At 65.0% G+C, this 24,403-nt stretch carries 18 protein-coding genes; 5 read left to right on the top strand and 13 right to left on the bottom strand.

Annotated elements, in window-relative coordinates; translation table 11 throughout:
- The first annotated feature begins 268 nt into the window (after positions 1 to 268).
- Both G3O00_RS00090 and G3O00_RS00085 read left to right on the top strand, forming a co-directional pair.
- Positions 269 to 1,429 (top strand): CaiB/BaiF CoA-transferase family protein, encoded by a 1,161-nt coding sequence (locus tag G3O00_RS00090; RefSeq protein WP_206141596.1) that lies wholly within the window; start codon positions 269 to 271, stop codon positions 1,427 to 1,429.
- Complete coding sequence (locus tag G3O00_RS00085; protein WP_011349846.1) at positions 1,426 to 2,667, top strand: CoA transferase; 1,242 nt, start codon at positions 1,426 to 1,428, stop codon at positions 2,665 to 2,667. The genes G3O00_RS00090 and G3O00_RS00085 overlap by 4 nt, the downstream gene beginning before the upstream one ends.
- Before the next feature lie 75 nt (positions 2,668 to 2,742).
- On the opposite strand, the gene G3O00_RS00080 is transcribed toward G3O00_RS00085, so the two are convergent.
- The 6 genes from G3O00_RS00080 to G3O00_RS00055 all read right to left on the bottom strand — a co-directional run bounded on the left by G3O00_RS00080 (position 2,743) and on the right by G3O00_RS00055 (position 11,482).
- Positions 2,743 to 3,501, bottom strand: a complete 759-nt coding sequence (locus G3O00_RS00080) for a glucose 1-dehydrogenase (RefSeq protein WP_174930288.1) — start codon at positions 3,499 to 3,501, stop codon at positions 2,743 to 2,745.
- A 99-nt stretch (positions 3,502 to 3,600) separates the two neighbouring features.
- Positions 3,601 to 4,971, bottom strand: a complete 1,371-nt coding sequence (locus G3O00_RS00075; RefSeq protein ID WP_206141595.1) for an MFS transporter — start codon at positions 4,969 to 4,971, stop codon at positions 3,601 to 3,603.
- A 376-nt stretch (positions 4,972 to 5,347) separates the two neighbouring features.
- Complete coding sequence (locus G3O00_RS00070) at positions 5,348 to 6,301, bottom strand: LysR family transcriptional regulator (RefSeq protein ID WP_206141594.1); 954 nt, start codon at positions 6,299 to 6,301, stop codon at positions 5,348 to 5,350.
- A 333-nt stretch (positions 6,302 to 6,634) separates the two neighbouring features.
- On the bottom strand, positions 6,635 to 7,102 hold the full coding sequence (locus G3O00_RS00065; protein WP_174930291.1) for a MaoC family dehydratase: 468 nt from the start codon (positions 7,100 to 7,102) through the stop codon (positions 6,635 to 6,637).
- A 480-nt stretch (positions 7,103 to 7,582) separates the two neighbouring features.
- The gene (locus G3O00_RS00060; protein WP_206141593.1) at positions 7,583 to 9,280 is read right to left on the bottom strand and encodes a M4 family metallopeptidase; all 1,698 of its coding nucleotides are present in this window, start codon (positions 9,278 to 9,280) and stop codon (positions 7,583 to 7,585) included.
- Positions 9,281 to 9,892: 612 nt separating this feature from the next.
- Positions 9,893 to 11,482 (bottom strand): MFS transporter, encoded by a 1,590-nt coding sequence (locus G3O00_RS00055; protein ID WP_241024852.1) that lies wholly within the window; start codon positions 11,480 to 11,482, stop codon positions 9,893 to 9,895.
- A 14-nt stretch (positions 11,483 to 11,496) separates the two neighbouring features.
- Between G3O00_RS00055 and G3O00_RS00050 the strand changes: the two genes are divergently transcribed.
- Positions 11,497 to 12,027: a toxin gene (locus G3O00_RS00050; protein WP_206141592.1), complete on the top strand. Its 531-nt coding sequence runs from the start codon at positions 11,497 to 11,499 to the stop codon at positions 12,025 to 12,027.
- 18 nt (positions 12,028 to 12,045) lie between these two features.
- Here the strand turns inward: G3O00_RS00050 and G3O00_RS00045 are convergent, their stop codons facing one another.
- Positions 12,046 to 12,795, bottom strand: coding sequence for an SDR family oxidoreductase (locus tag G3O00_RS00045; protein ID WP_206141591.1), 750 nt, complete (start codon positions 12,793 to 12,795; stop codon positions 12,046 to 12,048).
- On the opposite strand from G3O00_RS00045, the gene G3O00_RS00040 reads away from it, so the two are divergent.
- Positions 12,795 to 13,025: a hypothetical protein gene (locus G3O00_RS00040; RefSeq protein ID WP_206141590.1), complete on the top strand. Its 231-nt coding sequence runs from the start codon at positions 12,795 to 12,797 to the stop codon at positions 13,023 to 13,025. The two genes, G3O00_RS00045 and G3O00_RS00040, sit on opposite strands and share 1 nt — an antisense overlap.
- Positions 13,026 to 13,048: 23 nt before the next feature.
- On the opposite strand, the gene G3O00_RS00035 is transcribed toward G3O00_RS00040, so the two are convergent.
- From G3O00_RS00035 to G3O00_RS00015, 5 genes are all read right to left on the bottom strand, one after another.
- Positions 13,049 to 13,456, bottom strand: a complete 408-nt coding sequence (locus G3O00_RS00035; protein ID WP_206141589.1) for a VOC family protein — start codon at positions 13,454 to 13,456, stop codon at positions 13,049 to 13,051.
- A gap of 209 nt (positions 13,457 to 13,665) precedes the next feature.
- Positions 13,666 to 14,187: a hypothetical protein gene (locus tag G3O00_RS00030; protein WP_206141588.1), complete on the bottom strand. Its 522-nt coding sequence runs from the start codon at positions 14,185 to 14,187 to the stop codon at positions 13,666 to 13,668.
- 58 nt (positions 14,188 to 14,245) lie between these two features.
- Complete coding sequence (locus tag G3O00_RS00025; protein WP_206141587.1) at positions 14,246 to 15,169, bottom strand: hypothetical protein; 924 nt, start codon at positions 15,167 to 15,169, stop codon at positions 14,246 to 14,248.
- A 160-nt stretch (positions 15,170 to 15,329) separates the two neighbouring features.
- Entirely contained in the window at positions 15,330 to 15,470 is a 141-nt protein-coding gene (locus G3O00_RS00020; protein ID WP_206141586.1) for a hypothetical protein, read from the bottom strand.
- Positions 15,471 to 15,973: 503 nt separating this feature from the next.
- A complete protein-coding gene (locus tag G3O00_RS00015; protein ID WP_241024867.1) occupies positions 15,974 to 20,293 on the bottom strand; it encodes a YadA-like family protein in 4,320 nt (1,439 codons plus the stop codon).
- A 1,171-nt stretch (positions 20,294 to 21,464) separates the two neighbouring features.
- Between G3O00_RS00015 and G3O00_RS00010 the strand changes: the two genes are divergently transcribed.
- Complete coding sequence (locus G3O00_RS00010; RefSeq protein WP_174930302.1) at positions 21,465 to 22,271, top strand: response regulator; 807 nt, start codon at positions 21,465 to 21,467, stop codon at positions 22,269 to 22,271.
- 21 nt (positions 22,272 to 22,292) lie between these two features.
- Here G3O00_RS00010 and G3O00_RS00005 read toward each other — a convergent pair.
- A partial coding sequence (locus G3O00_RS00005) for a TonB-dependent siderophore receptor (protein WP_206141584.1) occupies positions 22,293 to 24,403 on the bottom strand: 2,111 nt, incomplete at its 5' end.

Below are 24,403 nucleotides of genomic sequence, written 5' to 3'. Positions count from 1 at the left end.
TGGCCCGATGCATGCGACGTAGTAACGAAGATGGTAGTCATCGCGTCCGGCAACGCTCAAGTCGTGACTCGCGAATCCGCGATTCACGATGCACGAATCGTCGCGTCGCGATGCCATCGCGACGCGTTCGTATTCCGGAACTCGTGCGCTCACGAATCGTCACTTGAGGCGCTCATCGCGCGCTTCTAGTATTTCCGCATGGCCCGCATCCGGGCCGGCACGCTCCGGGCCGGACGGCTGCGCGACAGAATCACACCGGGAGACAATCTTGAAAGACAACGCAGGAGCCGGACCGCTTGCCGGTCTGAAAATCATCGAACTCGGCGGAATCGGGCCGGGCCCGTTCTGCGCGATGCTGTTGGCGGACATGGGCGCCGACGTGCTGCGCCTCGACCGCATCGTGCCGTCGGACAGCGGCGTGCACATGGATCACCGCTTCAATCTGCTCAACCGCGGCCGCCGCTCGGTGGCGATCGACCTGAAGCGGCCGCAGGCCGTCGAGCTGGTCAAGCGGCTCACCGCATCCGCCGACGCGGCGCTCGAAGGCTTTCGCCCCGGCGTGGCCGAGCGGCTCGGCCTGGGCCCCGACGACCTGCTGGCGCACAATCCGCGCCTCGTCTACGGTCGCATGACCGGCTGGGGCCAGGACGGCCCGCTTGCGCAGGCGCCCGGGCACGACATGAACTACATCTCGCTGAGCGGCGCGTTGCACACGATCGGCGAACGCGACGGGCCGCCGGTGCCGCCGCTCAACCTGGTCGGCGATTTCGGCGGCGGCGCGATGTATCTCGCGTTCGGCATGGTCTGCGCGATGCTGGAAGCCGCGCGCTCCGGCACCGGACAGGTAGTCGATGCGTCGATGGTCGACGGCTCCGCGCATCTGATGACGCTGATCTACGGCATGTACGCAGCCGGCGCATGGAGCGACCGGCGCGGCGACAACCGGCTCGATTCGGGCACGCCGTGGTACAGCGTCTACCGCACGCGCGACGATCGCTACGTGTCGCTCGCGTCCAACGAGCCGCGCTTCTATCGCGAAACGCTCACGCTGCTGGGCCTCTCCGATACGCCGCTCCCCGATCAGCACGACCGCCAAGGCTGGCCCGTCCTGCGCGAGCATTTCACTCGGGTGTTCGCCACGAAGACGCGTGACGAATGGTGCGCGCTCGCGGCCGGCACCGACGTCTGCCTGGCCCCCGTGCTGTCGCTCGCCGAAGCGCCGCATCACCCGCACAACGTCGCCCGCGGCACGTTCGTCGAAGTCGACGGCATCGTGCAGCCGGGGCCGGCGCCCCGTTTCAGCCGGACAAAGCCGACGCTGCGCGGCGGTGCACCCGCACCCGGCACCCATACGACGGATGCATTGCGCGACTGGGGCATCGACGCTCGCGAAATCGATGCGCTGCGCGCCGAGGGGGGCCTGCAATGAACGCAACCGACAACACGCAGGCGAACACCGTCGACCGGCCGCTGGACGGCGTACGGGTACTCGCCATCGAGAATTTCATTGCGGGCCCCTATGCGTCGATGTGGCTCGCCGACGCCGGCGCGGAAGTGGTCAAGGTTGAATCGCGCGAAGGCGGAGATTTTTCCCGCAGCACGAGCCCCGTCAAGACCGACGCGCACGGCGTCGCGCACGGCCTGTCGTTTCTGCGCTCGAACCGCAACAAGAAGAGCGTCACGCTCGACCTGAAGCATCCCGACGGCAAGCGGATCTTCATCGAGCTGGCGCGCGAAGCCGATATCGTCGTGGAAAACCTGCGCCCCGGCGTCATGGATCGGCTCGGCATCGGCTACGACGTGTTGCGCGAACACAATCCGCGCCTGATCTACGTCGCGATCTCCGGGTTCGGCCACACCGACGTGAAGCCCAGCCCGTATACGGATTACCCGGCGTTCGACATCGTCGGGCAGGCGATGAGCGGGCTGATGTACCGGCCCGAGCGCACCGGCGATCGTCCGACCTATCTCGGCTTTTCGCTGGCCGATCTGCAAGGCGGCATCCTCGCGATGCAGGGCGCGCTGCTGGCGCTCTATCAGCGCCAGCGCACCGGCCGCGGCAAGAAGGTCGACATTTCGCTCTACGATGCGTCGCTGATCCAGAACGAGATCTCGGTCGCGATGTATTCCGCGCTGCGCCAGCCCACGCCGCCGGGCGTGCATGCGGTCACCGCGCCGTTCGGCACGTATCGCGCGAACGACGGCTATATCGTCATCGCCGTGCTCGGCGAGCATATCTGGCGACGCTTCTGCGACGTGATCGGCCGGCCGGAACTGCCCGACGATCCGCGCTTTGTCGACGGCATCTCCCGCCGTGCCAATGGCGACGTGCTCAACAGCCACATCGATGCATGGCTGGCCGCACGGACCCGCGCGGACGCCGTCCGGATGTTGCGTGACGGTGGCGTGCCGGCCTCGGTGGTGAACGATGTCGCCGACCTGTTCGACTGCCCGCACGTTGCCGCCCGCGACATGCTGATGACACTCGACGACCCGGTCTGGGGGCCGATCCAGGTCGCCGGCAACCCGATCAAGATGTCGGACGTGCCGGAACCCGAAGCCGGTCTGCCGCCGCAACTGGGCCAGCACACGCAGGCCGTGCTCGAGGCGTGGCTGCAGATGGACGGCGACGAAGTCGCAGCGCTGCGCTCGCGGCAGGTCATCTGAAACCCGGAAGCACCGAGGGCATCGCGCATGGGTTAGCGCGATGCCCTCGGTCGAGCGTGCCGTCGACGGTTTGCGTCAGAGCGCGGTAAAGCCGCCATCGACGACGAGTTCGGCACCGGTCATGTACGACGATTCGTCGCTGGCCAGGAACAGCACCACGTTCGCGACTTCCTCGGGCCGCCCCGCGCGCGCCAGCGGAATCTTCGAGTGGATGACCTTGATGACGTCCGGATCGTCGAACAGGTATTCGCTCTGCGGTGTGCGGATCACGCCCGGATGAACCGAGTTCACGCGAATCCCGCGGCCGGCCAGATCGATGGCGGCACACTTGGAAAGCAGCCGGTTCGCGCCCTTCGATGCGCCGTAGCCCGGGTGGAGACCCGGAAACGCGATCATGCCGGCGATCGACGACATGTTGACGATCGATCCGCCGCCGGTGCGCTCCATCGCCGGAATGACCGTCTTGATCCCCAGGAACTGGCCGTTGAGATTCAGCTCGATCAGCTTGTTCAGGCTTTCGAGTGTCGCCTGCTCCCAGGTATCCGGCGTGCCGGGCAACCCGGCGTTGTTGACGAGCACGTCGACTCGCCCCCACGCCGCGAGTGCCTTGTCGACGGCTGCCTGCCATTGCGCCGCATCGGTGACGTCGAGGCCGCAGTGTTCGGCGCTCAGCCCCTGTTCGCGAATCCCGGCGGCCACCTGCGCCGCGCCGTCGGCGCGGATGTCGGTCACCAGCACGTTGGCGCCCTCGCGCGCGAGCAATCCGGCCCCGGCCGCGCCCATGCCGCTCGCGGCGCCTGTAATGATGACCGTCTTGCCTTTCATGCGATTCATTTGAAACTCCCGTTCGATTGGTTTGATTGTCGACTTCACTGGATCTTCGGCGTACTGATTCCCTGCAACATCGCTGCGCCTCTGCATACGCACCGTACGCTAGGCGCTGCCTTCGCCGACGGCGCCCAGCTCGCCGGCGCGACCCTGCGCCGCACCGCTCCTGACGCGGTCGGACAACCGGTCGTTGACCAGCGCGACGGCGAGTGCGCCGATCACCGCGGGAATCGCCATCGCATAGAAGTTGAAGCGCAGCGGAAGCGCGAGCCCCACGATCACCCCGATGAGGATCGGGCCGAACATCGCACCGAGGCGCCCGATCCCCGCGGCCCAGCCTACGCCGGTCGAGCGCACGTTGGTCGGGTAGAACTGGCCCGCGTAGGCGTAGACCACGATCTGCGTGCCGATCGTGCAGGCGCCGGCAACGGTCACGACCGCGTAGAGAACCGCGGTGGGCGCGTTGTAGCCGAGCAGCGCGATCGAGACGGCCGCGACCAGGTACATGCCGATCAGCACGCGCTGGATATTGAGGCGATCGGCCAGCCAGCCGCCGCCGATCGCGCCGACCACCGCGCCGAGATTCATCGCCATCACGAACGTCAGCGCCGAGCCGAGGCTGTAGCCGGCGGACGCCATCAGCTTGGTCAGCCACGAACTCAGCCCGTAGACCATGAAGAGATTGGTGATGCAGGTCACCCAGAACATCAGCGTGCTGAACGCACGCCCTTCGCTGAAGAGCGCGCCAAGCAGCCTCGTCGGGCCGGCCTCCTCCTTCGGCATCGCGAAGCGGTCGCCCGGCCGGGGAACCTGGCCGGGCATCAGCCGTTGCGCGATCCGGCGCACGTCCGCGTCACGGCCCTTGAGCACCAGGAACGACAGCGATTCGGGCAACGTGCGCCAGATCACCGGAACCAGCACGATCGGCACGGCCGCCGCGTAATAGATCGACCGCCACCCGTAGTTTTCCAACAGGGTCTTGCCGAGCAACGCCGCCAGCACGCCGCCGCCCGAGTAGCCCGCGAACATCAGCGACACGAGCATGCTGCGCATGCGCCGCGGCGAATACTCCGTCATCTGCGCGGCGCACGTGGGTGCGATACCGCCGAGGCCCAGTCCCGCGAGGAACCGCAACGCGCAAAACGCGACGGCGCTCGAGACTGCGCCGGCCGCCGCGCTGAATACGCTGAAGAGCAGCACGCACAGCACGATCGCCGGGCGTCGCCCGATACGGTCGGCGATGCTGCCCAGCAGAATGCTGCCGACCATCATGCCGAACAGGCTCGAACTGGCGATCACGCCGGCCGTGACGGGTGAAATGTGCATCGCCTTCATGATCAGCGGCAGCGAAATGCCGACGATCGCGAGGTCGTACCCGTCGAGAATCATGATCAGGATGCACCAGCAAAGCACGACGGCGTGGAATCGACCGAATCGGGCTTCGTCGATCACCGCCTGCAAATCGAATTGACGCATGGTTCCTTTGTCTCCGTGTCTGGAAGGTCGCAGTGCCTTTCCTTTTTTCATTCAGCATGGCTCGTGGTCCGGGCCGCCGGCGGCCGCCGCGCATTCGCACGGTGTGCGTTGCATCGGTGGCGCCATCAATGCTATGAGGCGCACGCCGCATCTTCAAATCACGAATTGCGAGGCCGCCGTTCGCCGTTCACGAACGTCGGGCGCAGCGGCCCATGCGGTGTCTGGAACCAGTCAGGATGACGGAGGACGCGGTGCCGCCCGCGATGAGACGCCCGAGGTCGGCGGCCATGCGGCGGAGCACCGGAAAGGTGGTGTGGGAGTCGGGGAAACGAAGCGCTGCGCGCGCGGCGCGATACGGCCGCACCCCGCCTATCGATCAATCGACCAGCGGGCCGGACGACGGCGCGGCCTTCGGCCGCCCGGTAAGCTGGTCGATCAGCGCGCGCGTGGCCGAAGTCGTGGCCTTGCCTTTTCGGGTACCGACCCGCAGCACCCGCTCGGCCCACGGCTCCTGGATGTGCAGGACCGCACACCGTTCGTGGCTGTCCATCGGGACCATGCATTCCGGGAGCACCGTCACGCCAAGGCCCGCCTGTACGAGACTCAGTGCGACGTCGGCGCCCGACACGGTAAACCTGGCGCGAATCGTCTCCCCGAGCGCATGCGCGGCTTCATTGACCTTGAACATCAGCGTCGTATTGACCGGTTGCGCGATGAACGGCTCGCGAACGAGATCGAGGGTTTTCACCGTGCGTTGCTCGGCGAGCGGATGATTGCGTGGCACGACGGCGACGAAGCTGTCGGTACGATAAGGCAGCGTATCCAGCTGCGAGTCGTCGACGTCGGCGCTCACCACGTACACGCACAGATCGACGTCGCCCGTCATCACCGCTCGCACGAGGTTCGTGTTGGGCTCCTGCTTCAGCTCGAGTTCGACCTGCGGAAAACTGCGTGCGAACTCGCCGAATTCGCGCCCCAGATACTGGACGACGCTGGCACCCGTCGACGCAACGCTGACGTGTCCGCGCACACCCGCCGAAAATTCGGAGAGCTCGCGCCGCATGTCCTCGAAGTTTTCGAACATCTGCCGCAGGTAGCGTGCAAGCACTTCACCTGCCGCATTCGGAACGACCCCGTTCGGAATGCGTTCGAGCAATTGCACGCCGGCAATGTCCTCGAGGTCCTGGACCCGCTTCGTCGCGGCGGATGGCGCGATGTTCTCCCGCGTCGCGGCACGCCGGATCTGGCGTTCCTCCACGACCGTGAGAAACAGGCGCAACGTAAAGAGGTCGACCCGGCGGGTCAAACCGTGCACGCTCAACGCACTCATGATGTCTCCTTCCGTCCGGTCGCCCGATCGTACGCTCGCGGCAGCGATCGACTGGCGGCGACACGGCACTGTGCTCGCTCCACGATGGCGCAGGTTGACCCGTCGCTTGTCGGGGATGCACGTTTTTATGGGAATCCTGTCCGGGAAACGAACAGTTGAAGCCGTCTTTCCTGATCACCGGTTGCACGGCCGATGCATCGGATCGGCAGCGTGACGACGGGCGACTTTCCACGGATGTCAGGTGCACACGGTAGCATCAACGCGCACGGCCTGCTCGCGAGTCGCGTGTTCGCAGCCGGTCGTGCGGGATCGGCCGCCACGCGCCGGCGTTCGTCACTGGAGCGGCAATGCGGGCGTCGACATCGACCATTGGCTCCGAAACTTGATAACCAGCTCGTTGCGCTGATTGTAGACACGACATTCGAACTCGATCACGGCGCCTTCGCGACCCGCATCGCACCGGTCCACGGTCTCGCTTTCTGCCCAGATCGTATCGCCGACGAAAACGGGCCGGACGAATCGGACGTCCGTGCAACCCAGTCCGATGGAGCGAATGGTCTGATTCAGTTCGTATGCGTGCGCACCGCTGGCCACGCACAATACGAACGTGCTGTTTGCCACCCGTGCGTGGTACGGGGACGATCCGCCGTGCTCGACATCGAGATACAACGGCTCTGCGTTATGCGTCAGCGTGCTGAACAGCAGGTTGCAGGCCTCGGTGAGCGTATGCTGAATCGGGTGCCGGTAAGTCGCACCGATCACGAATCGGTCCAGGTAGCCGCCAGACATGGCTTCCGTCATGATGCCCTCCTCGTCTCCCTCTTCCTGGCTTCCCAAATTCGATGTCGCGGCGATACTGCGAATGCTTCACCAAGGGTAAAGGCCCGGCACACGTGCGCCAAGTCGCGTTCGGCGCATGGGCGATTCGCGAACGGCGATTTCGTGCGGGCAACGGCATGCCGCTGTCGAGGTTTACCCGACAACCGGGGGCGACATTGGATGGCGGTGGACGGATCGGAAAGTGATCGGTCAGACGGGCACGTGCATTCCGGCGAACGGTTCGACCGGTGGCGAGGTGAGGCGCGGCGAGATCAGCGCAATAGACGGCGGGCGTGATGAAATCCGGATGCAAGAAAATCGACCGCCTGCAACCGCAGGCGGTCGATCAACCTCTGCCCGTCGTTCGCCCGGGCACCGCGTGGCTTCGATCGGCTCGCACTTCTCCGAAGCGAAGGTCCGCCACGCGATCTCCGGGCGTTCAACGCACTCACCCAGGCGCCGTCAATTCACCCCGACGGCACTCCAGGCACGCGCGACCGCCGTGCTTTCGGCCGAATTCGCACCGTACAGGTCGTTGGCCGCCTGGATCGATGCACGACGTGCGTTCGGGTAGCTGGAGTTGGCGTTCAGATACACGGTCAGCGTCCGGTACCAGATCTTGCCGGCCTTCTCGCGGCCCACGCCGCTGAAGGTCGTGTCGCCGTTACAGACCAGTTGCGCCTTCGTCAGGCCGGTATCGGTCGACGGCACCGTCGGGCCTTCTGCGAGCAGGTAGAACAGGCGGTTGCCGACACCCGACGTGAGGTGCGGGTCGTGGCGCGGATTCGACCACGAGAATCCGCCGGACGGGTAGCAGCTGAACGACCGGCCGTCGAGATCCTGCTTGTACATCTTGCGCAGGCCGCCGCTCACCACGCGCGCACCGATCACGTAGTTGCCGGGATCGTTCGGATTGTTGGCGTAGTACTTCACGAGCGTGCCGAAAATATCGGACGTCGACTCGTTCAAGCCACCCGCGTCGCCCGAATAGTTCAGGTTGGCCGTGGCCTCGGTCACGCCGTGACTCATCTCGTGTCCGGCGACGTCGACCGACACGACCGGTTTCGGCAGGCTGGTGCCGGGTTGGCCGTCACCGTACACCATCACGTGCGAATTCAGCCATGCCGCATTCGCGCCGGTCGTGCCGCTGCCGGTGTTGAACACGACGTGTGCATAGCTCTTCACGCCGCGGCCGTCGTTGAAGATGCCGTTGCGGTTGTGCATCGTCTTGTAGTAGTCCCAAGTGAGCGCGAGACCATAGTCGATGTCGGCGGCGACCGTCTGCCGGTCGGTCGTCGTATTGTTGCCCCACACGTTCGTGCTGCTCGTGAAGATCGGCAGGTCGGTCGCCTGTTCGACGTCGTCCGAGGTCAGGCCGCGGCCGTCGTAGACCGAGCCCGAGCCGCGGCTCGGATCGAGCATCCGGTACGCGTTCGTGCCCGTCTGGTCCGTGGTGAGCGTCAGGTTGCCGTAGTACAGCGAGCGGCCGGTGCCCGTTGCGGCGGCGGTCTTGATCAGGTCCTGCGCGTCGAGCACGGTGCCGTTACGCGCATCGACGTAGTACAGCACGGCATCGCCGTGCGCATCGGTCGCCTTGCCGTAGACGCGTACCGCGTAGGCCAGCGTCGGCGTGACGTCGCGTGCGAACACGACGAGTTCAGCGTCATCGACGCGGCGCACGTCCGAATTGAAACGCGCGGCTGCGATGCGCTTGACCCGGGCAGCGCCGACGTCGGGTGCGTTGCGTACCACCGAGCGGTCGCCGACCTTGCCGATGTTCCCGGCGAGATTGATCGGTGCGAGCTGGGTCACGCTCGCCTGCTTCAACTGCCCGTTGCTCGAATGGACGACAACGTCGCCCCCGATCACGGGCAGGCCCGCGTAGAAGCGGTCGAAGCGCACGTGCTCGGTGCCGTCGGGGTCGACGATCACGTCGCGTACCTGGAACTGATCGCCGTCCGCCGGCGCGCTTGCCTGCGGCCCTGCGAACTTCAACGTGCGTGCTGCGCCGCCAACGGCAAGGCTGAAGGCAGACGGGTTCTGCTGGATCAGTTGCAGTGCCTTGTCGACCGTAGCCGACGGGTCGCCGGCCTGGGCAAAAGCACTGAGACTCGCGACGGTAATCGCGGAGATGGACAGCAGACGAGACAATTTCTTCATGTAATCCCCCGGGTTATAAGTGGGTGATGTTCGAGGAATGCATCAAGTACAGACTTTGATGTAAGACATGTCACGAACCGCAGAGGGATGCTAGAAGGTCATATTTATAATTACAAGATATTTTCTGCGAGTTTAATTTTTTCTGTCATCGATGTTAATCGAGTCATGGTTTGGTGAGAAATTTGAAATGATCTCGTCGGTCGCGATGCCGGGATCGGCAACGTTGCATCGGTGGAACGGGCCGGCGAGCCCGGTGCTGCCTGGGCGAGGCAGCGCATGGCGTGGGTTGCGCAGGATGGAAGATGTGACGCCGGGGTAAATCGGCCGATACTACTTGCCTTATTAAATATTTATTTTGATTGTTACCATTCCCGGCACGTCAATGCGCCTTTAATGCTTTTCGGTTCTTGCTTTTGATGGCGACACCTTTGAATTCGTAGTGAAAGCCTGCCGAGCGACACATGAGTTAATGCTTTCTACGAATCGTTCGCTTGAGCGGCACGGCGCGACCTGTCGCAAATCGCGTCATGTTTTTGCTGGTATTGGAATGCCTGCGCTCAGCCATCGGTTGGCCCGCTGCTGCGTCCGGGTGAGACGCATGCGGCCGACGAATCATCCGGTGACGTTCGCTGCCTGGCGGGCCCTCACCTTCAAGCGCACCACCAGCCACGTGAGCGCCCCCAGCACGAACACGGCGAGCGTCCACGTGCCGCCGTGGTGCTGCAGCACTGCGGCCGTCGCCGCGATGCCCGCCAATCCTTGCTGCAGGAAGCCGCACAAGGCCATCGCATGCGCGCCATGTTCGTGCGCATCGCTGACGGCCGTCGCCATGCTGTTCGGAAACAGCACCGCCTGCCCGAAAATCGCGAGGCAATACAGCGCGATGAAGATCCACAGGCCGGTGAAATGGGTCAGCAGGCCGCCCAGCCACGACGCCAGCATCAACGTGGTTGCGAGCGCAACCAGCGCGGCACCGGCGTGCATCAGCCGCACGCCGCCCAGCCGCTTCACGAGGCGATTGACCAGCATCGCGCCGCTGAAATAGGCGACGCCGAGCAACAGGCCGATACTGCCGAAGCTCGTCACGGCCAGCTTGAAATGCGTCTGGAACACGAACGGACTCACTTCCTGCAAGGTCACGGTCGTCGCGAAACCCAACCCGCCCGCGCAAGCCGGCCAAAGGAAACCCGGGCGCCGCAGCAGGGCCCGGTATGTGCCGGCCATGCCTGACGTGACCGCGGCGCGGCTTCCCGCCTTCAACGGCAACGCATACGACAGGCCGATCGCCAGCGCGGCGATGACGGCCATCAGCACGAAACCCGTTTGCCAATGACTGTATCGGCCGATCAGCCCGCCGACGAACTGGCCGCCGCCCAGCGCCGTGATGAAGGCGATCGACAACACGGAGAGCCGTCGTGCCAGTTCGTCGCCGCGCCAGTTGTCGCGGACGATGATTCTGGCGATGATCGCTGCGCCGCCACCGCCGATGCCCTGCAGCGCGCGCAACACGAGCAGCGCCGGTGCGGCCGTGCAGATGGCAAGCAGCAGGCTGCTGGCGACGAACAGCAGCAACGAAATCAGCAGCGGGCCGCGCCTGCCCCAGCGTTCCGCGGCAGCGCCCCAGAACGGTACCGGCAACGCTGCGCCGATCACATACGCGGAGATGGAGAACTCGGCGCCGCCTTGCGTCATCGTCAATTCGCGCATGACGACAGGCAGTGACGGCAGGTACACCGTCGTCGCCATTTGCGCCATGAAGACGAGCAGGCACGCCAGCGCCATCAGGGGTGCAGTCGACGCGACAGGTTCGCACGGTGCGCCGGCGGCAAGAACGGGTTTGTCACTCATGCGCGGTGCCGATCCGGTTGAGACGCGCACGCCGCCTCTACCCTGCCGCGCACCCATCGCGGGGTACCGTTGCAAGCGCCGCACGCGTACCTGCTCACCCTCAACCCGAGTTCGGTCGCCATCGTTTCTCTCTTTCGATCTTGTTGACGTACGTGATGGCCGTGCGCTGCCCGACCCTCGCGCGAGATTGTACAAAACGCGCGACAGGCCTGCACGAGGCGCCACGCCTGCCGTTACCGTCGCATCGAGTACATCCGGACGCGCATGGCGGCCGGTGTGCCGGCGGCCTCGATCCGATCGAAGATGCAGCGTCGTTTCTGCGCATGAGGCAGAATACGCGGCTTCAAACTTCAACCGCGGTCAAACACATGCGCGTCGTCGTCGTTGGAACCAGCGGAGCGGGGAAATCCACTTTTTCCAGCGCACTGGCGGCAGCAGCAAACTGCCCGTACATCGAGCTGGATCGACTCTACTGGGGCCCCGACTGGACCGCCGTGCCGCCGGAACAGTTCGAGAACGCCGTGCTGGCCGCGACCGCCGGCGACCGATGGGTCGCCGACGGGAACTACAGCGCCGTACGCGACGTGCTCTGGTCGAAAGCCACACACGTGATCTGGCTCAACTTCGGGCGACGAACCGTATTCTCCCGGGTGCTCTGGCGCACGTTGAGCCGCGGGCTCATGCGCACCGAGCTGTCGCACGGCAACCGGGAGTCGCTGCGGATGGCATTCTCCCGAGAGTCGGTGCTGCTGTGGTCATACACCACGTTCGCCAGGAATCGCATCAAGTTCGCCGCGCTGCGCGACGACCCGAAATTCGCGCATCTGCACTGGACGGAAATCACCCAGCCTTCGCATACCCGCGCAGTCATCGACCGACTGACCCGCGCCGGCGGTTGAGCTTGCGCCGACGGGACGTCACTTCACGGCCGCATTGCCGCCGTCGGCGAACAGCGCCGAGCCGGTGACGAAACTGGCCATCGGGCTCGCCAGGAACAGCGCTGCGGAGGCGATCTCGTCGGGGCGCGCGATTCGCTTCATTGCGTGGAGCCCGGCCGCCCATTCCTTCTGGTCCCGGTCGCCCCCCATCGCGGTATCCACACCGCCCGGCAACAGTGCGTTGGCCCGAATCCCGCGTGCCGCATAGTCCGCGGTGATGCCCTTCACCAATCCCATCAAGCCGGCCTTGGACGCGCCATACGCAGCCATGCCGGGAAGCCCGGCACTGGTCCCGACGAAGCTGGACGTGAAGACGATCGAACCGCCTCCGCGTTCGAGCATCGCGGGAATCTGGCTGCTCGCTCCGAGGAAGGCGGCCGTCAGGTTGGTCGACAGCGTCTGCTGCCACTCGTCGAGCGAGAGGTCGGCGAGCGGCTTGAGCGGCCCGACCGTTCCCGCGTTGTTGATCGCGATATCGAGGCCGCCGAACTCGCGCACGGCCGTCGCGACGAGCCTTCGATGCGTATCGACGTCACCGACGTCGCCGGCGCATGCGCGCGCCTGCCCGCCCTGACGACGGATTTCGTCGGCAACCTGATTCAGCGGGGCTTCGCTGCGCGCGCCCAATACGACTGACGCGCCGTGCGCCGCGAACATCACCGCGACCGCACGGCCGATGCCGGTCGAGGCGCCGGTGACGATGGCTACTTTTCCTTCGAGCAAGGTCATTGTTTTTACATCCCGTGAGTGAGGTTCATCACGGCAATGTAGGCGGCCCGGCGCAGGCAGGCACTCCGTTTCTTGCTGTTGAAGTCCTGCGCGACGGCAAACCGCTCGTCGGGTTGTGGGGGGTGCAGATCCGCCATCTCGTGCTCTGCAACGATCTGCGCACGACGAAAATCACCCAGCCTTCGCATCCCCGCGCAGCCATCGACAAGCCGACCCGCGCCGGCGGCTGAGCGCGGCGCGACGCGTACCTGCGTCAGTCGTCGAAGGTGCCTTGATATTCCGGCGCGGCATCCGCGCGCGTGTTCAGTTCGAACATCACGCCGCCCGGTGCGCGGCAGAAGAAACGCGAACCGCGCCCGTTATTGAAGACGTCCGTCACCATCTCGACGCCCTCTTCCCTGAAGCGCTCGAACAACGTGCGAACGTCGTCGAAGCTCGGCAGTTCGAACCCGACGTGGAAATTGGTCGGCCATGCCGGCGTGTCGTCGCTGACGTGATCGATCACCACGTCGAAGCCCGGGCGCTTGAGGATCCAGGATTGGTCCCAGCTTCCGGCGATCGTGAAGCCGAGGTGCCGCTCGAAGAATCGGGCCGTCGCCAGTGTGTCGGCCGAGGGGAAGCTCAGGTGGTTGAGCTTCATGGTTTGCGTAATGGCAGTCATTGCGAGTCTCTGTCATGCGTGGATCGGCGGAGGCCCCATGCCGTTCCGCCCCACGCATTCAGAATACGAGCCGGCGCTCACATTCGACTACTCGCATTGGACGCACGTCCGGACCGCGCGCGAACCCGCGTGAAACCGTGGGCCGCGGCGCAGTTGCGATCGCTGCGGATCGCGCTACTCGCATTCGGCCTGGATGGGCCGGAGCCCCGTCATTTCCGGCACCCGCCCACCTCCACCTTCGTGATGATGTCGGCATGATTCGTCTTGATCGTGATCATGCACACGTAGTCGAGCACGGTTTCGTGGTCGTAATAGCCGGTCGCTCGATAGTCGTCCTGATACACCGGCATTTCCGCTACGCCATTTCCACCCGGAATCACCCCGGCCACATGACTGCCGACGTACTGGCTGCCGGTCTGGACGAACGACAGGTTCGGGCTCACGTGGACCCGCGAGTTGTCCCAGAAGTAGTTCCCGGTATAACTGGCCGACTCCGGCGACTGCGCTAGCGGCGGATGATTGATGAACGGAGGGCCGAACGCCTTGAACGCCACCGAGATCGGCTGCCCCACCATGGCCTTGGCCGCCTTCTGAACCGGGCCGGGATACATCGTCGCGCACACCGGGCTGGAATCCAGCGCGGAACAGACATTCGCGCAACCCGCAATGAACGGTATCGCCAAACACGCCCACACCATCGACATGCTGTTTCTCGAGACGGGCTTCGTCATTCGATCCTCTTCGTGGACAAGTGAAACCATCGTTGAATGCGACATGCCGCATGCCGCCCTACGTCTTCGCCGCTTCGTAAATCTTCGTCTTCGGATTGAACCGGTATTCGACGACATCCGCCGCGCCGTAGGTTTTCTTCTGACCGGCGTGGTCGATGCCCGTCCCCTTCATCGCCACGCGAACGCGCGGAAAATCGCGGCGATCGGCCGACACGAAGGTCAGGGTCGACGAGCCGGCCACGCACGGGACGTGATTGCCGGTACCGTCGGCATCGCACGCCGCGCCGTTGTCATTGCCGCGAAACACGTTGCCGGCATAGGTCCAGTCGGTATCGTCAGGATTGCTTGACGCATGGGTGCGCTGGTAGACGAACAGGCTGAACGACTTGATCCGGGTACCGGAGGCCAGATACCAGGTCGGGACCGCCAGCACGATCTGCCCGTCCGGCGTTGTCGTGCTCACGGCCGGTTCCTTGTCGTCGATCGTGTCGGCCTTCTCGTAGCCGCCGAACTCGCCGATCGAGCGTTCCGACTCGACCATGTTCCAGCCGGCCACGCCGCTGTCCGTGGTCCATTCGAAGGTGGCTTCGGTGAGGGTCACCCTCGCGTCGGGCGCCGGGGCGGCGGTTTTCTCCTGTTCGGCGTACTTGTTCGGCGTGTCGTAAGCAAAGCCGGTGAAGTAGTGATTGCCGTTCAGATCGAACGCGTGCCCGTACCAGTAAGAGGCCTGGCTTCCATTGGCGATCTCCATCGTGCTCTCGCCATGCGCGTCCTTCTGGTAAATGCCCTCGAGCACCTGGCCGGGCCTCGGCGGCACGGGTGCCGGGATCTGCTCGCTCCCCCCGCTCTGCGCGGCGACGGCGTGTGTCGCCGAAGCCCCCGCCGACTGCGCATTCGATGCAGCATCGGCCAGCCCCGATCGATCCCCGCATGCCGCGACCAGAAGTGAAGCGACGGACAGCCACGCAAACTTCCCGATCATGTGTTGTTACCCCTGTGTGCGATTCCGTGATGCGTCGTCATGTGACCCGATGCGACTTCACGGGATGCACCGACGGGTATCGCCGTGCGATACCGATTACCCGGACGATCGATTCAAGCGCCGGGTCTGGTTGAACGAATGGAGCGGCGTGTCCGGGCGCTCAGCGGCACCGGGTGTCGTAATCCGCGAGAAAAGCGGACGGCACGACGGCATGTGCTGCGCAGGCAGGCAACTGAATTTGACGCGGCAACGCAAAGCGCTGCACGGGAAGCATCTTGTTGACGGGTTTCATCGTTTTCATTTGTCGTTGTCGGCGCCAATACGGGCTTGGAAGACGTGCTCGGACACGCTCAACGCGGGTTGCGTTGCACCAGTCGACGATTATCACCACTATCGACGAATAAATCATCCATCGACGGTGTTGGCGGGCGTTGTTTCCTGCCTTGGTGGTAACGCTTTAAATGCGCCGGCACCTGGCATCGGTCACACGATTGCTTTCATATGCATTACACAACCTACTGGATCGCCAGTCACACTTACCGATTTGCCGTGGCCGGTTACCGGAATCGATGGCTGCGTCCTGCCGATTCCATCGTTACGGTGTTTGCCGCGTGAGACGCGAGCGCAGTGCAAACGGCAAGTACTGCCGGACACGCTCGGCGCAGCCACGTCGATCTTCGTGGCGAACCAAACGTCGATGGCCCGGGGTAGACGAATCCACCCCGGGCCACGGATTTCCCGCCAGTGCCGGACCTCACCCCCCCTGCCCGGCACCCCCGGTCAATCGATGCTGCGTGGACGACGTCAGAACTGGTAACCCGCGCCCACCACCGCGCCGAAGTCCGAACGCGTGTTGCCCGTCACCGACGCCTTGACGACCCAGCGGTTGCTTTCCGTCACGTACGAATAACCGGCGGCGAAACCCTGCTGGCCGTGATAGTTCGACGTCGCCGCCGAGACCATCGAGCGGCCCGCGCCCGTCGGTTGCGGCAGGCCGGCCACGGCCATGGCCGATGCCACGCCGCCATACATGTCCTTCTTCAGGTCGTTGAACGAGTTGTACACCTGGCCGATGCGCTGGTCGGTGTAGCCCTTCGCCTGATTCGACGCGGCCGACAGGTTGTCGTTCAGCTGCTGCACGTTCACCGCATCGGTCGGCGCCGTGCCGGCCGCGACGTTCGTGACCTGGCGTTCGCTGCCCTTCGCACCCACCGAGAACGAATTGTCGCGATCGGCAACGGAGCCCTGGCCGACCGCCACCGCGTTCTTGCCGGTCGCGGTTGCCGTCGAGCCGATCGAACCCGCATCGGCACGCGCGATCCACGTGGTGTTCGCATCGGTCGCCGCCGCGCGGATCTGGTCGTTGGCCGCCGCGTTCTTCAGCGCATTGTTGAACTGGCCCATGTTGACCGCGTCGTTCTCGTTCACGCCCGCCGCAACGCCGGTCAGCACACGGTCGCCCGCCGTGCCGGAGAAGTTCACGCGGGTCCCGCCGGTGTCCTTCCCGACCGTGATCGCGCCGTTCGGGTCCTGCTGCTGCACGAGGCCGGCCTTGCCGTTCGCGATGTTGGTCACGTTCCCCTGCAGGTTCGTGATGTCGGTCGTGTTCTTCGCGACCTGCTGGTTCGTCGCGTAGAGCTGCGAGCCGTTCACTGCGTCCGTGCTGGTTGCGCTGAGCGCGCCTGCCTGCACGTTGGTGATGCGCGTGCCGCCGGCGCCGCCGAGCGTGATCGAGCTCTTCGAGCTGTCGTCGTACTGCACCGCGAGCGCGCCGAGCTGGTTGAGACTCGACTGCACGCCCTTCAGCTGCTTCACGTTCACCGCGTCGGTATCGTCGGTGCCCGCGGCGACGTTCTTCAGCACGACCGCCGCATTCGTGTCGCCGCCGATCAGCGATACCGAATTCAGCCGGTTGCCGTTCGTGTCGACATCGTATTTGACGACGTTCTTCACGGCCTCGCCCGCCTGGTTGGACACCTGCGTGATCTGCTGTTCGAGCGACGACTTCACGCCCGACAACTGGCCGCCGTTCACCGCGTCCGTGCTGCCCGCGGCGATGTTGCCGTCGGCCACGTTCGTCAGCTTCGTCGGTGCACCGCCGCGCGCCGCGTTGTAGGCACCGGCCTTCGGGTCGAACTGGAGCGCGTCCTGCTGCAGCCCGGCAATCGCGGCCGTGTTGCCGGCGATGTTCGTTTCGGCATTGCCGATGCGCGTTTCGTGATTCTCGAGCGTCGTCGTGTTGCTGCCGACGCGACCGTCGAGGTTCGTGAGCGCGTCGCCGACGTTGTTGAATGAACCGCCGCCGACTTTATAGGCCGGCGCCGTGATCGAGCCGTCCGGATTCGCCGTTGCGCCGCCGCCCAGCGCGGCTGCCGTGCCGTCGGTCGCGCGGCGCAGTTGCGCGCCGTTCACCGCGTCCGTGCTGCCGGACGCAACGTTGCCTTCCGCGACGTTGGTCAGGCGCACCGGGCTCCCGCCGTTGCCCGCGCCGAGCGAAACCTGTTTCTTGCTCGCGTCGTCGTACTTCACCGCGAGCGCATCGAGCTGGCTCGTGCCGTCCTGAATCGCCGCGTTCAACTGGTCGACGTTGACCGCATCCGTTCCGTTCTTGCCGGCCGCGACATTGCCGATGCGTTGCGGGCCGTTGCCGCCGTGGCTCGCATCGTAGGTGCCGAGGTTCGCGTTCCACTGGAGCGCGTCCTGCTGGAGCGCCGCGATGTTGCCCGTGTTCGTCGTCACCTGGTTGCCGAGCGTGGTCACGCTGTTGCTGACGTTCGTGATCGACTGGTTCAGCGTGTCGGTGGCCTTGCCGAGCTGGCCGACGTTCACGGCGTCGCCCGTCGCAACACCGTCCGCGACGTTGTGCAGCGCGACCGGCGACTGCGCACCCTTGCCGCCGAGCGTCACGCCGCTGTGCGCGTCATCGTCGTACTGCACCGCGTTCTTCGTCGCGTTGCCGATCTGGTTGTTGATCGACGTGCTGAGGCTGCCGAGCGTCGTATTGATGTTGTTCGTCACGCTCGTGCTGAGCGACGACAAGCCGCCGTTCAGTTGCCCGACGTTCACGGCATCGGTGTTCGCGACACCGGCCGCGACGTTGTGCAGCGTGGTGCCGTTCGTGCCGGCGAACGTCACCGAGTCGAACCCGCTCTGGCCGTCGTACTTCACGTTGCGTGCGTCGGCCGCCTGCAGGTTGCTGATGTTCGTGGTCGCCGTGCTCAGCGATGCATTGATGCCGGTGACGTTACCCTGCAGGTTCGTGATGTTCGACGCCGCCGTCGAGATCGACGATTGCAGCGGTGCGACCGTGCCCGTCAACTGACCGACGTTGACCGCGTCGGTGTTGGCGACGCCGGCCGCGACGTTGCCGATGCGTTGCGGACCGTTGCCGCCATGGCTCGCATCGTACGCACCGAGGTTCGTGTTCCACAGGAGCGCATCCTGCTGGAGCGCGGCGATGTTGCCCGTGTTCGTCGTGACCTGGTTGCCGAGCGTCGTCACGCTGCTGCCGACATTCGTGATCGACTGGTTGAGCGTGTCGGTGGCCTTGCCGAGCTGGCCGACGTTCACGGCGTCGCCCGTGGCAACACCGTCCGCGACGTTGTGCAGCGCGACCGGCGACTGTGCGCCCTTGCCGCCGAGCGTCACGCCGCTGTGGGCATCGTCGTCGTACTGCACGGCGTTCTTCGTCGCGTTGCCGATCTGGTTGTTGATCGACGTGCTCAGGTTGCCGAGCGTCGTGCTGATGTTGTTCGTCACGCTCGTGCTGAGCGACGACAGGCCGCCGTTCAGTTGCCCGACGTTCACCGCGTCGGTATCCGCGACACCGGCTGCGACGTTGTGCAGCGTCGTGCCGTTCGTGCCGGCGAACGTCACCGAGTCGAATCCGCTCTGGCCGTCGTACTTCACGTTGCGTGCGTCGGCCGCCTGCAGGTTGCTGATGTTCGTGGTTGCCGTGCTCAGCGACGTGTTGATGCCGGTGACGCTGGTCTGCAGGTTCGTGATGTTCGACGCCGCCGTCGAAATGGAGGTCTGCAGCGGTGCGACGGTGCCCTTCAGCTGACCGACGTTGACCGCATCGGTGTCGGCGACGCCGGCCGCGACGCCGTTGATCGTCGTGCCGTTGCTGCCGTCGAGTGCGATCGCCGCATGCGAATCGTCGGTGTATTTCACGACGTTCTTCGTTGCGGTCACGATGCTGGTGCTGAGGCTGTTGCCCACGTTGGTCACGCGCTGGTCGACGTTCGAGATCGTGGTCGACAGCGAATTGCCGACCGACGTCACGCGCGCGTCGACCGTGGCGATGCTCGTGCTGAGCGTGCCGTTCACGTTCTTCAACTGCTGGACGTTGACGGCGTCCGTATCGGCCGCGCCTGCCGCGACGTTCTTGAGCTGGCGCTCCTTGCCGATTGCGCCGAACGACACCGCACCGCCAACCGGCGCGGCCGTGCCGCCGAACACCGGCGTGCCGCCATTGTTCGCACCGACGCTGCCCGAACCGATCGCCACCTGGTTGTTGTCGTTCGTCTGCGCGCCCGCACCGATCGCCACGGATTGCGTGCCCGCTGCGCGCGTTTGGGTGGCCGCGTCATACGACGCGCCGGCCGAGACGCCGTCGCTCGTCGTCGGGTTGGCGCCGCCGATCGCAACCGAGCGATCGCCGCTTGCCAGCGCCGAGTGGCCGAGTGCGATCGAGCTCGTGCCGCGTGCGTCCGCGACGTTGCCGACTGCCATCGAGAAGTCGCCGACCGCGGCCGACTGGCGGCCGATGGCGAGCGCCGTATTGCCTTGCGCGACGGCCACCGTGCCGATCGCCGTCGCCGAGTTCGCCAGCGCCTGCGCGCCGACGCCGACAGCAATCGAACCGCCGCTGCTGGTGCCGCCCTTGCTGGCCGCATTCGACTGGTCGCCGATCGCGATGCCGCTGGTACCGGCCCGGGCATTCGTTCCCATCGTGACGTTCGTCGAGCTCACCGCGGCGTAGGTCCCGCTCTTGGTCGACACGCACAGCGGGTTCGTGCCGTCGATGCACTGACCGCTCAGCGCGTTGTCCGGGTTGCCGCGGTCGACGAAATTGTCCGCATGCGCGGCGCCCGAGATCAGGACACCTGCACCCGTGAACATGGCGGCGGCAAGCGCCGAAATCTGCTTCCTCTTCATGGCCTTCTGCTCCGTTTTTTTGCGTTTGGTTTGAATACGGACTACTTACTTTTGTTGAAGACTTCAGCTGCGGTTACGATTGCGACTTCAGTGCGGAACCCGATTCCCATGCCCGGCCCGAGCGTGTCGAAGGCGACACGCATCGTCCGCCCGTAACGATGGGACGTTCGAAAGCCCGGGCACGCCGTTCGTGTGACGGCCCGTTCCGTTAATCCAGGTAATGCATTAGGAATGCATATCGTTCTATATGGGCGAATTCGCCCAACGACTGAATCCGGAGATTCAACCCGCCGTTATGGACACCCCTGATTTGATGTCGCGTCGACCGCGACCAACCCCGCTTCTTTTATTTCATCCACGGCAACCGGATTTGCGCTTGTGCGCGACGGACATGCGTTCGGAGTCACATCAATTGATGCCATCGGACCCGAATCGCACAACGTCCGTCCCAACCCGCCGTGCCTTGTATTGCTTGGTGCGACCCTGCATTCAAAGTTCGGACGAATTATGAGACACGGCCGAAAATTATTGAAGGCGACATTCTTTATAGATTGTAAAATTCAATATATTCAAGGCGTTACGTTAAGAATTCGCATCTCGCAAACGATTTCGCGCAATTGAAATTAATGAGAATGTTTTGTCGGGCGGATAAAAGCTTTGCCGAGGCGGATTAAGGGTAAATTCCGGGAAGAAGTTTTTGCCAAAAACATGCGCGATTGCGCGATTGTATGTGGCAGCGCAAATGAAAATGGCGGAAATGGACAGGCACCGGCGTGCCGCGCCGCAAACGAAAATCACAATACACGATGAAGAATCCGAAAAGCGAAATGAAGCAGATAGCGTCAATGCGTCTGGCAAGAATCGAAATATGCCCCTACAATTCGGCTCGCATCGATACCGGCAGTCGCGCACTTTTCGGCGCGCGACAACGGAAACGCTCCGCGCCAATACCGGATCAGTGATCAAAACAAGCCATGCCGGGTATTGCGCCGGCCGGTTGTCTGTCGCGTAGTTGGGCGAAATCCGAATATCGAAGCGTTGGTGCGTCGCCATAGAGCGGCTTCCGACGATTATTCCGAACCGGGCCGGCCACCCGCAGGAACGCAGCCAGCAGCCATTCCATAACAGGTGCACGATGCATCCATCGATCTCCGCATTGGGCGACGCCCATATCCTGATCGTCGACGATCAGCCCGACCAGCTTCGCTTGCTGATCGACATCCTGCGCGGCACGGGCTGCCGGATCAGCATTGCATCCGACGGGCTGCAAGCGTGCCAGCGCGCGCAGGCGCTCATGCCCGACCTGATCCTGATGGATGTCCGCATGCCGCGCATGGACGGCTTCACCGCGTGCCGGCTGCTTGCCGCCGATCCGCTGACGTGTGCGATTCCGGTGATCTTCCTGACCGTGGCCGGCGCCTTGCACGAGCGCCTCGAGGGATTCGAAATCGGCTGCGTCGACTATGTGGTGAAGCCGTTCGAGCCCGCCGAAGTGCTCGCGCGGATTCGCGTGCAGATCGCGCGGGAGAAGCGCGAGCGGCCCGTCGACATGGAAAGCCCGTTCGTGGCCGGCAAGGACGACGACATCATCGTGCGCGCGGCCATCCGCCACCTGGCACGGACGCTGAACGATCCGCCGACGGTGGAGCAACTGGCCCGCGCGGTCGGCACCCACGAAAAGCGGCTGTCACGCGCGTTTCGCGACAATCTCGGCCAGACGGTGTTCGAGTACCTGCGGCACGAGCGGCTGCGGATCGCGCAGGATCTGCTGGATTCGACATCGCTCAGCATTGCCAGCATCGCGAAGGAAATCGGTTTTTCCACGCCGGCGAATTTCGCGACCGCCTTCCGCGAACGTTTCGGCCTCACGCCGACCGAGTGGCGACGCCAGCGTCAAGCCGGCGAACGCACCGCGCGTCGGGAACCGCAACGCGACGCGTAGGACCGCGCCGCGCGTGCGCGGTTACCAGTTGTATTTCGCGGTGGCCAGCACGGTCCGCTCGTTGCCGAACACGCAGACGGCGTACGACTGGCAGCCGCTGACATAGCTCCGGTCGAACAGGTTCGCGACATTCAGCGCGAACCGCCAGTGCGGCATCTCGTAGTGCAGCGCCAGGTCGACCAGCGTCACGCTCGGCACGGTCAGCGTGTTGTCGGGCGCGCCGGCCGACGCGCTCTGGTAGCGCACGCCGCCGCCGATCCCGAGGCCCGACAGCACACCCGTGCGCCAGGTCCAGTCGGCCCACATCGACGCCATCTGCCGCGGCAGCGGCACCGACACCGGCCAGTTGTTCAGCGACGCGTCGTTCGCCTGCACGTTCTTGACGTCCTGATACACATACGACGCGACGACCGACAGCTCACGGCTGACCTTGCCGACCGCGCTCAGCTCGATCCCGCGCGAGCGCACCTTGCCGGTCTGCACCGACGTCGTGCCGGTCGGGTCGAGATTCACCGGTGTCGGCGTCACGACGTTGGTCTGGTCGATCTGGTAGACGGCCGCACTCAGCATCAAGTTCTTGCCGGGCGGCTGCCAGCGCAGCCCGGCTTCCGTCTGCTTGCCGCGCGTCGGTTTAGGCAAGCCGCCGCCGAACATCCTGACGCCGATGACGGGATCGAACGACGTCGAATAGCTCAGGTACGGCGACAGCCCGGCGTCGCCCTGATAGGTGAGCCCGACGCGCCCGGAGAATGCACTGACGTCCTGCTGCGCCTGCGTGCCGGCCGTCCGGTCGTCGAACCGAGCATTGACGAAATCCTCGCGGCCGCCGAGCGTCAGCGTCCAGCGCTTCCAGCGGATCTGGTCCTGCGCGTACACGCCGAACGCGTTCATCGCCGTGTACTGGTCGACGTGGCCGAGCGACGTCGGGCCGGAGAAAATCGCGTCCGTGACGGGCCGGTAGACCGGGTGGTACAGGTTGAGCGACGGCGCCAGCGCGAGCCACACGCTGTTGGTCGTCGTCTGCCGGTCATATTGCACGCCGAGCAGCAGCGTATGTTCGAGCGGGCCCGTGCCGAAGCGCGCCTGCGCATGGTTGTCGATATCGAGCCGGCTGTAGTTGAGCTGGAACAGCCCCGCGAAACGCATCATGTTGGTGGTACTGCGGGGCACGAGGCCGATGCCGAACACTGTCGCGTCGTCGAGCGACAGGTGCGACCAGCGCACGTCCTGGTGCAGCGACCAGATCGCATTCACGCGATGCTCCAGCGCGTAACCGAGCGACCACTGCTTCTTCCGGTAGTCGTTGAACCCGGGGGCGCCCATGTAGATGTCCTGCGACAGCCGGCCGTTCGGGTTCGGCAACACCGTGCCCGACGCGGGCAGGAAGTTCGACGAAATATCGCCGCTGTCCTGCAGGAACGTCGCGGAGAGCGTCAGTGACGTGTCGGCGTTCGGCCGCCAGCGGAACGACGGCGCCAGCGCGACGCGCCGGTCGCCGTTCGGGCCGGTGACCGCGTTGCCGTCGCGGGCAACGCCGACGAAGCGGTAGGCATAGCGGCCGTCCGGATCGAGCGTATCGCCGACGTCGACCATGAATTGCTTGCGTGCGTCATTGCCGATCTGCACGCCGGCTTCGCGGACGCGCTCGCCGTCGGCGAGCTTCGTGTGTGCGTCGACGATCGCGCCGGGCTCGCCCGCGCCGTACAGCACCGACGTCGGCCCGCGCAGCACGGCGATCGAGTCGATCGTGTACGGGTCGACGCGCCAGTTCGCAATGACGGCGGTATTCGGCGCGGCCACGCCGTCGACGTACAGCGTCGGCGTGAAGCCGCGCAGCGCCGCGTACCAGTCGGTGCGGCTGTCGGCGCCGAACGTCGCGAATCCCGGCACGTAGCGCAGCGCCTGGTTCAGGTCGGCCGCGCCGGTCATCTCGATCTGCTGCGCGGTCACGAGATTGATCGTTTGCGGGATCTCGGCCACCGGCGTGTCGGTCTTCGTGCCGGCCGTGGTGCGCAGCCCGACGAGCCCGTTCGACGTGCCGTCGGCCTTCCCCGTCACGTCGATGGTCGGCAGTACGGCCGCCGCCGCGCCGGCCGGCGGCGTGGCGGCCGCACCCGACGCCTGCGCAGACC

The organism is Burkholderia sp. Ac-20384 (assembly GCF_017104605.1).
Taxonomy (GTDB): domain Bacteria; phylum Pseudomonadota; class Gammaproteobacteria; order Burkholderiales; family Burkholderiaceae; genus Burkholderia; species Burkholderia lata.
The sequence above is the reverse complement of the archived record's forward strand: the minus strand, read 5'-3'. Positions and strand labels throughout refer to the sequence as shown.

What these genes read in the sequence shown, in the direction of transcription:
- G3O00_RS00085 (WP_011349846.1), top strand. Translation starts at nt 1,426, where the DNA reads ATGAACGCAACCGACAACACGCAGGCGAACACCGTCGACCGGCCGCTG.
- G3O00_RS00080 (WP_174930288.1), bottom strand. Translation starts at nt 3,501, where the DNA reads ATGAATCGCATGAAAGGCAAGACGGTCATCATTACAGGCGCCGCGAGC.
- G3O00_RS00075 (WP_206141595.1), bottom strand. Translation starts at nt 4,971, where the DNA reads ATGCGTCAATTCGATTTGCAGGCGGTGATCGACGAAGCCCGATTCGGT.
- G3O00_RS00070 (WP_206141594.1), bottom strand. Translation starts at nt 6,301, where the DNA reads ATGAGTGCGTTGAGCGTGCACGGTTTGACCCGCCGGGTCGACCTCTTT.
- G3O00_RS00065 (WP_174930291.1), bottom strand. Translation starts at nt 7,102, where the DNA reads ATGACGGAAGCCATGTCTGGCGGCTACCTGGACCGATTCGTGATCGGT.
- G3O00_RS00060 (WP_206141593.1), bottom strand. Translation starts at nt 9,280, where the DNA reads ATGAAGAAATTGTCTCGTCTGCTGTCCATCTCCGCGATTACCGTCGCG.
- G3O00_RS00050 (WP_206141592.1), top strand. Translation starts at nt 11,497, where the DNA reads ATGCGCGTCGTCGTCGTTGGAACCAGCGGAGCGGGGAAATCCACTTTT.
- G3O00_RS00045 (WP_206141591.1), bottom strand. Translation starts at nt 12,795, where the DNA reads ATGACCTTGCTCGAAGGAAAAGTAGCCATCGTCACCGGCGCCTCGACC.
- G3O00_RS00035 (WP_206141589.1), bottom strand. Translation starts at nt 13,456, where the DNA reads ATGACTGCCATTACGCAAACCATGAAGCTCAACCACCTGAGCTTCCCC.
- G3O00_RS00030 (WP_206141588.1), bottom strand. Translation starts at nt 14,187, where the DNA reads ATGACGAAGCCCGTCTCGAGAAACAGCATGTCGATGGTGTGGGCGTGT.
- G3O00_RS00025 (WP_206141587.1), bottom strand. Translation starts at nt 15,169, where the DNA reads ATGATCGGGAAGTTTGCGTGGCTGTCCGTCGCTTCACTTCTGGTCGCG.
- G3O00_RS00020 (WP_206141586.1), bottom strand. Translation starts at nt 15,470, where the DNA reads ATGAAAACGATGAAACCCGTCAACAAGATGCTTCCCGTGCAGCGCTTT.
- G3O00_RS00015 (WP_241024867.1), bottom strand. Translation starts at nt 20,293, where the DNA reads ATGTTCACGGGTGCAGGTGTCCTGATCTCGGGCGCCGCGCATGCGGAC.
- G3O00_RS00010 (WP_174930302.1), top strand. Translation starts at nt 21,465, where the DNA reads ATGCATCCATCGATCTCCGCATTGGGCGACGCCCATATCCTGATCGTC.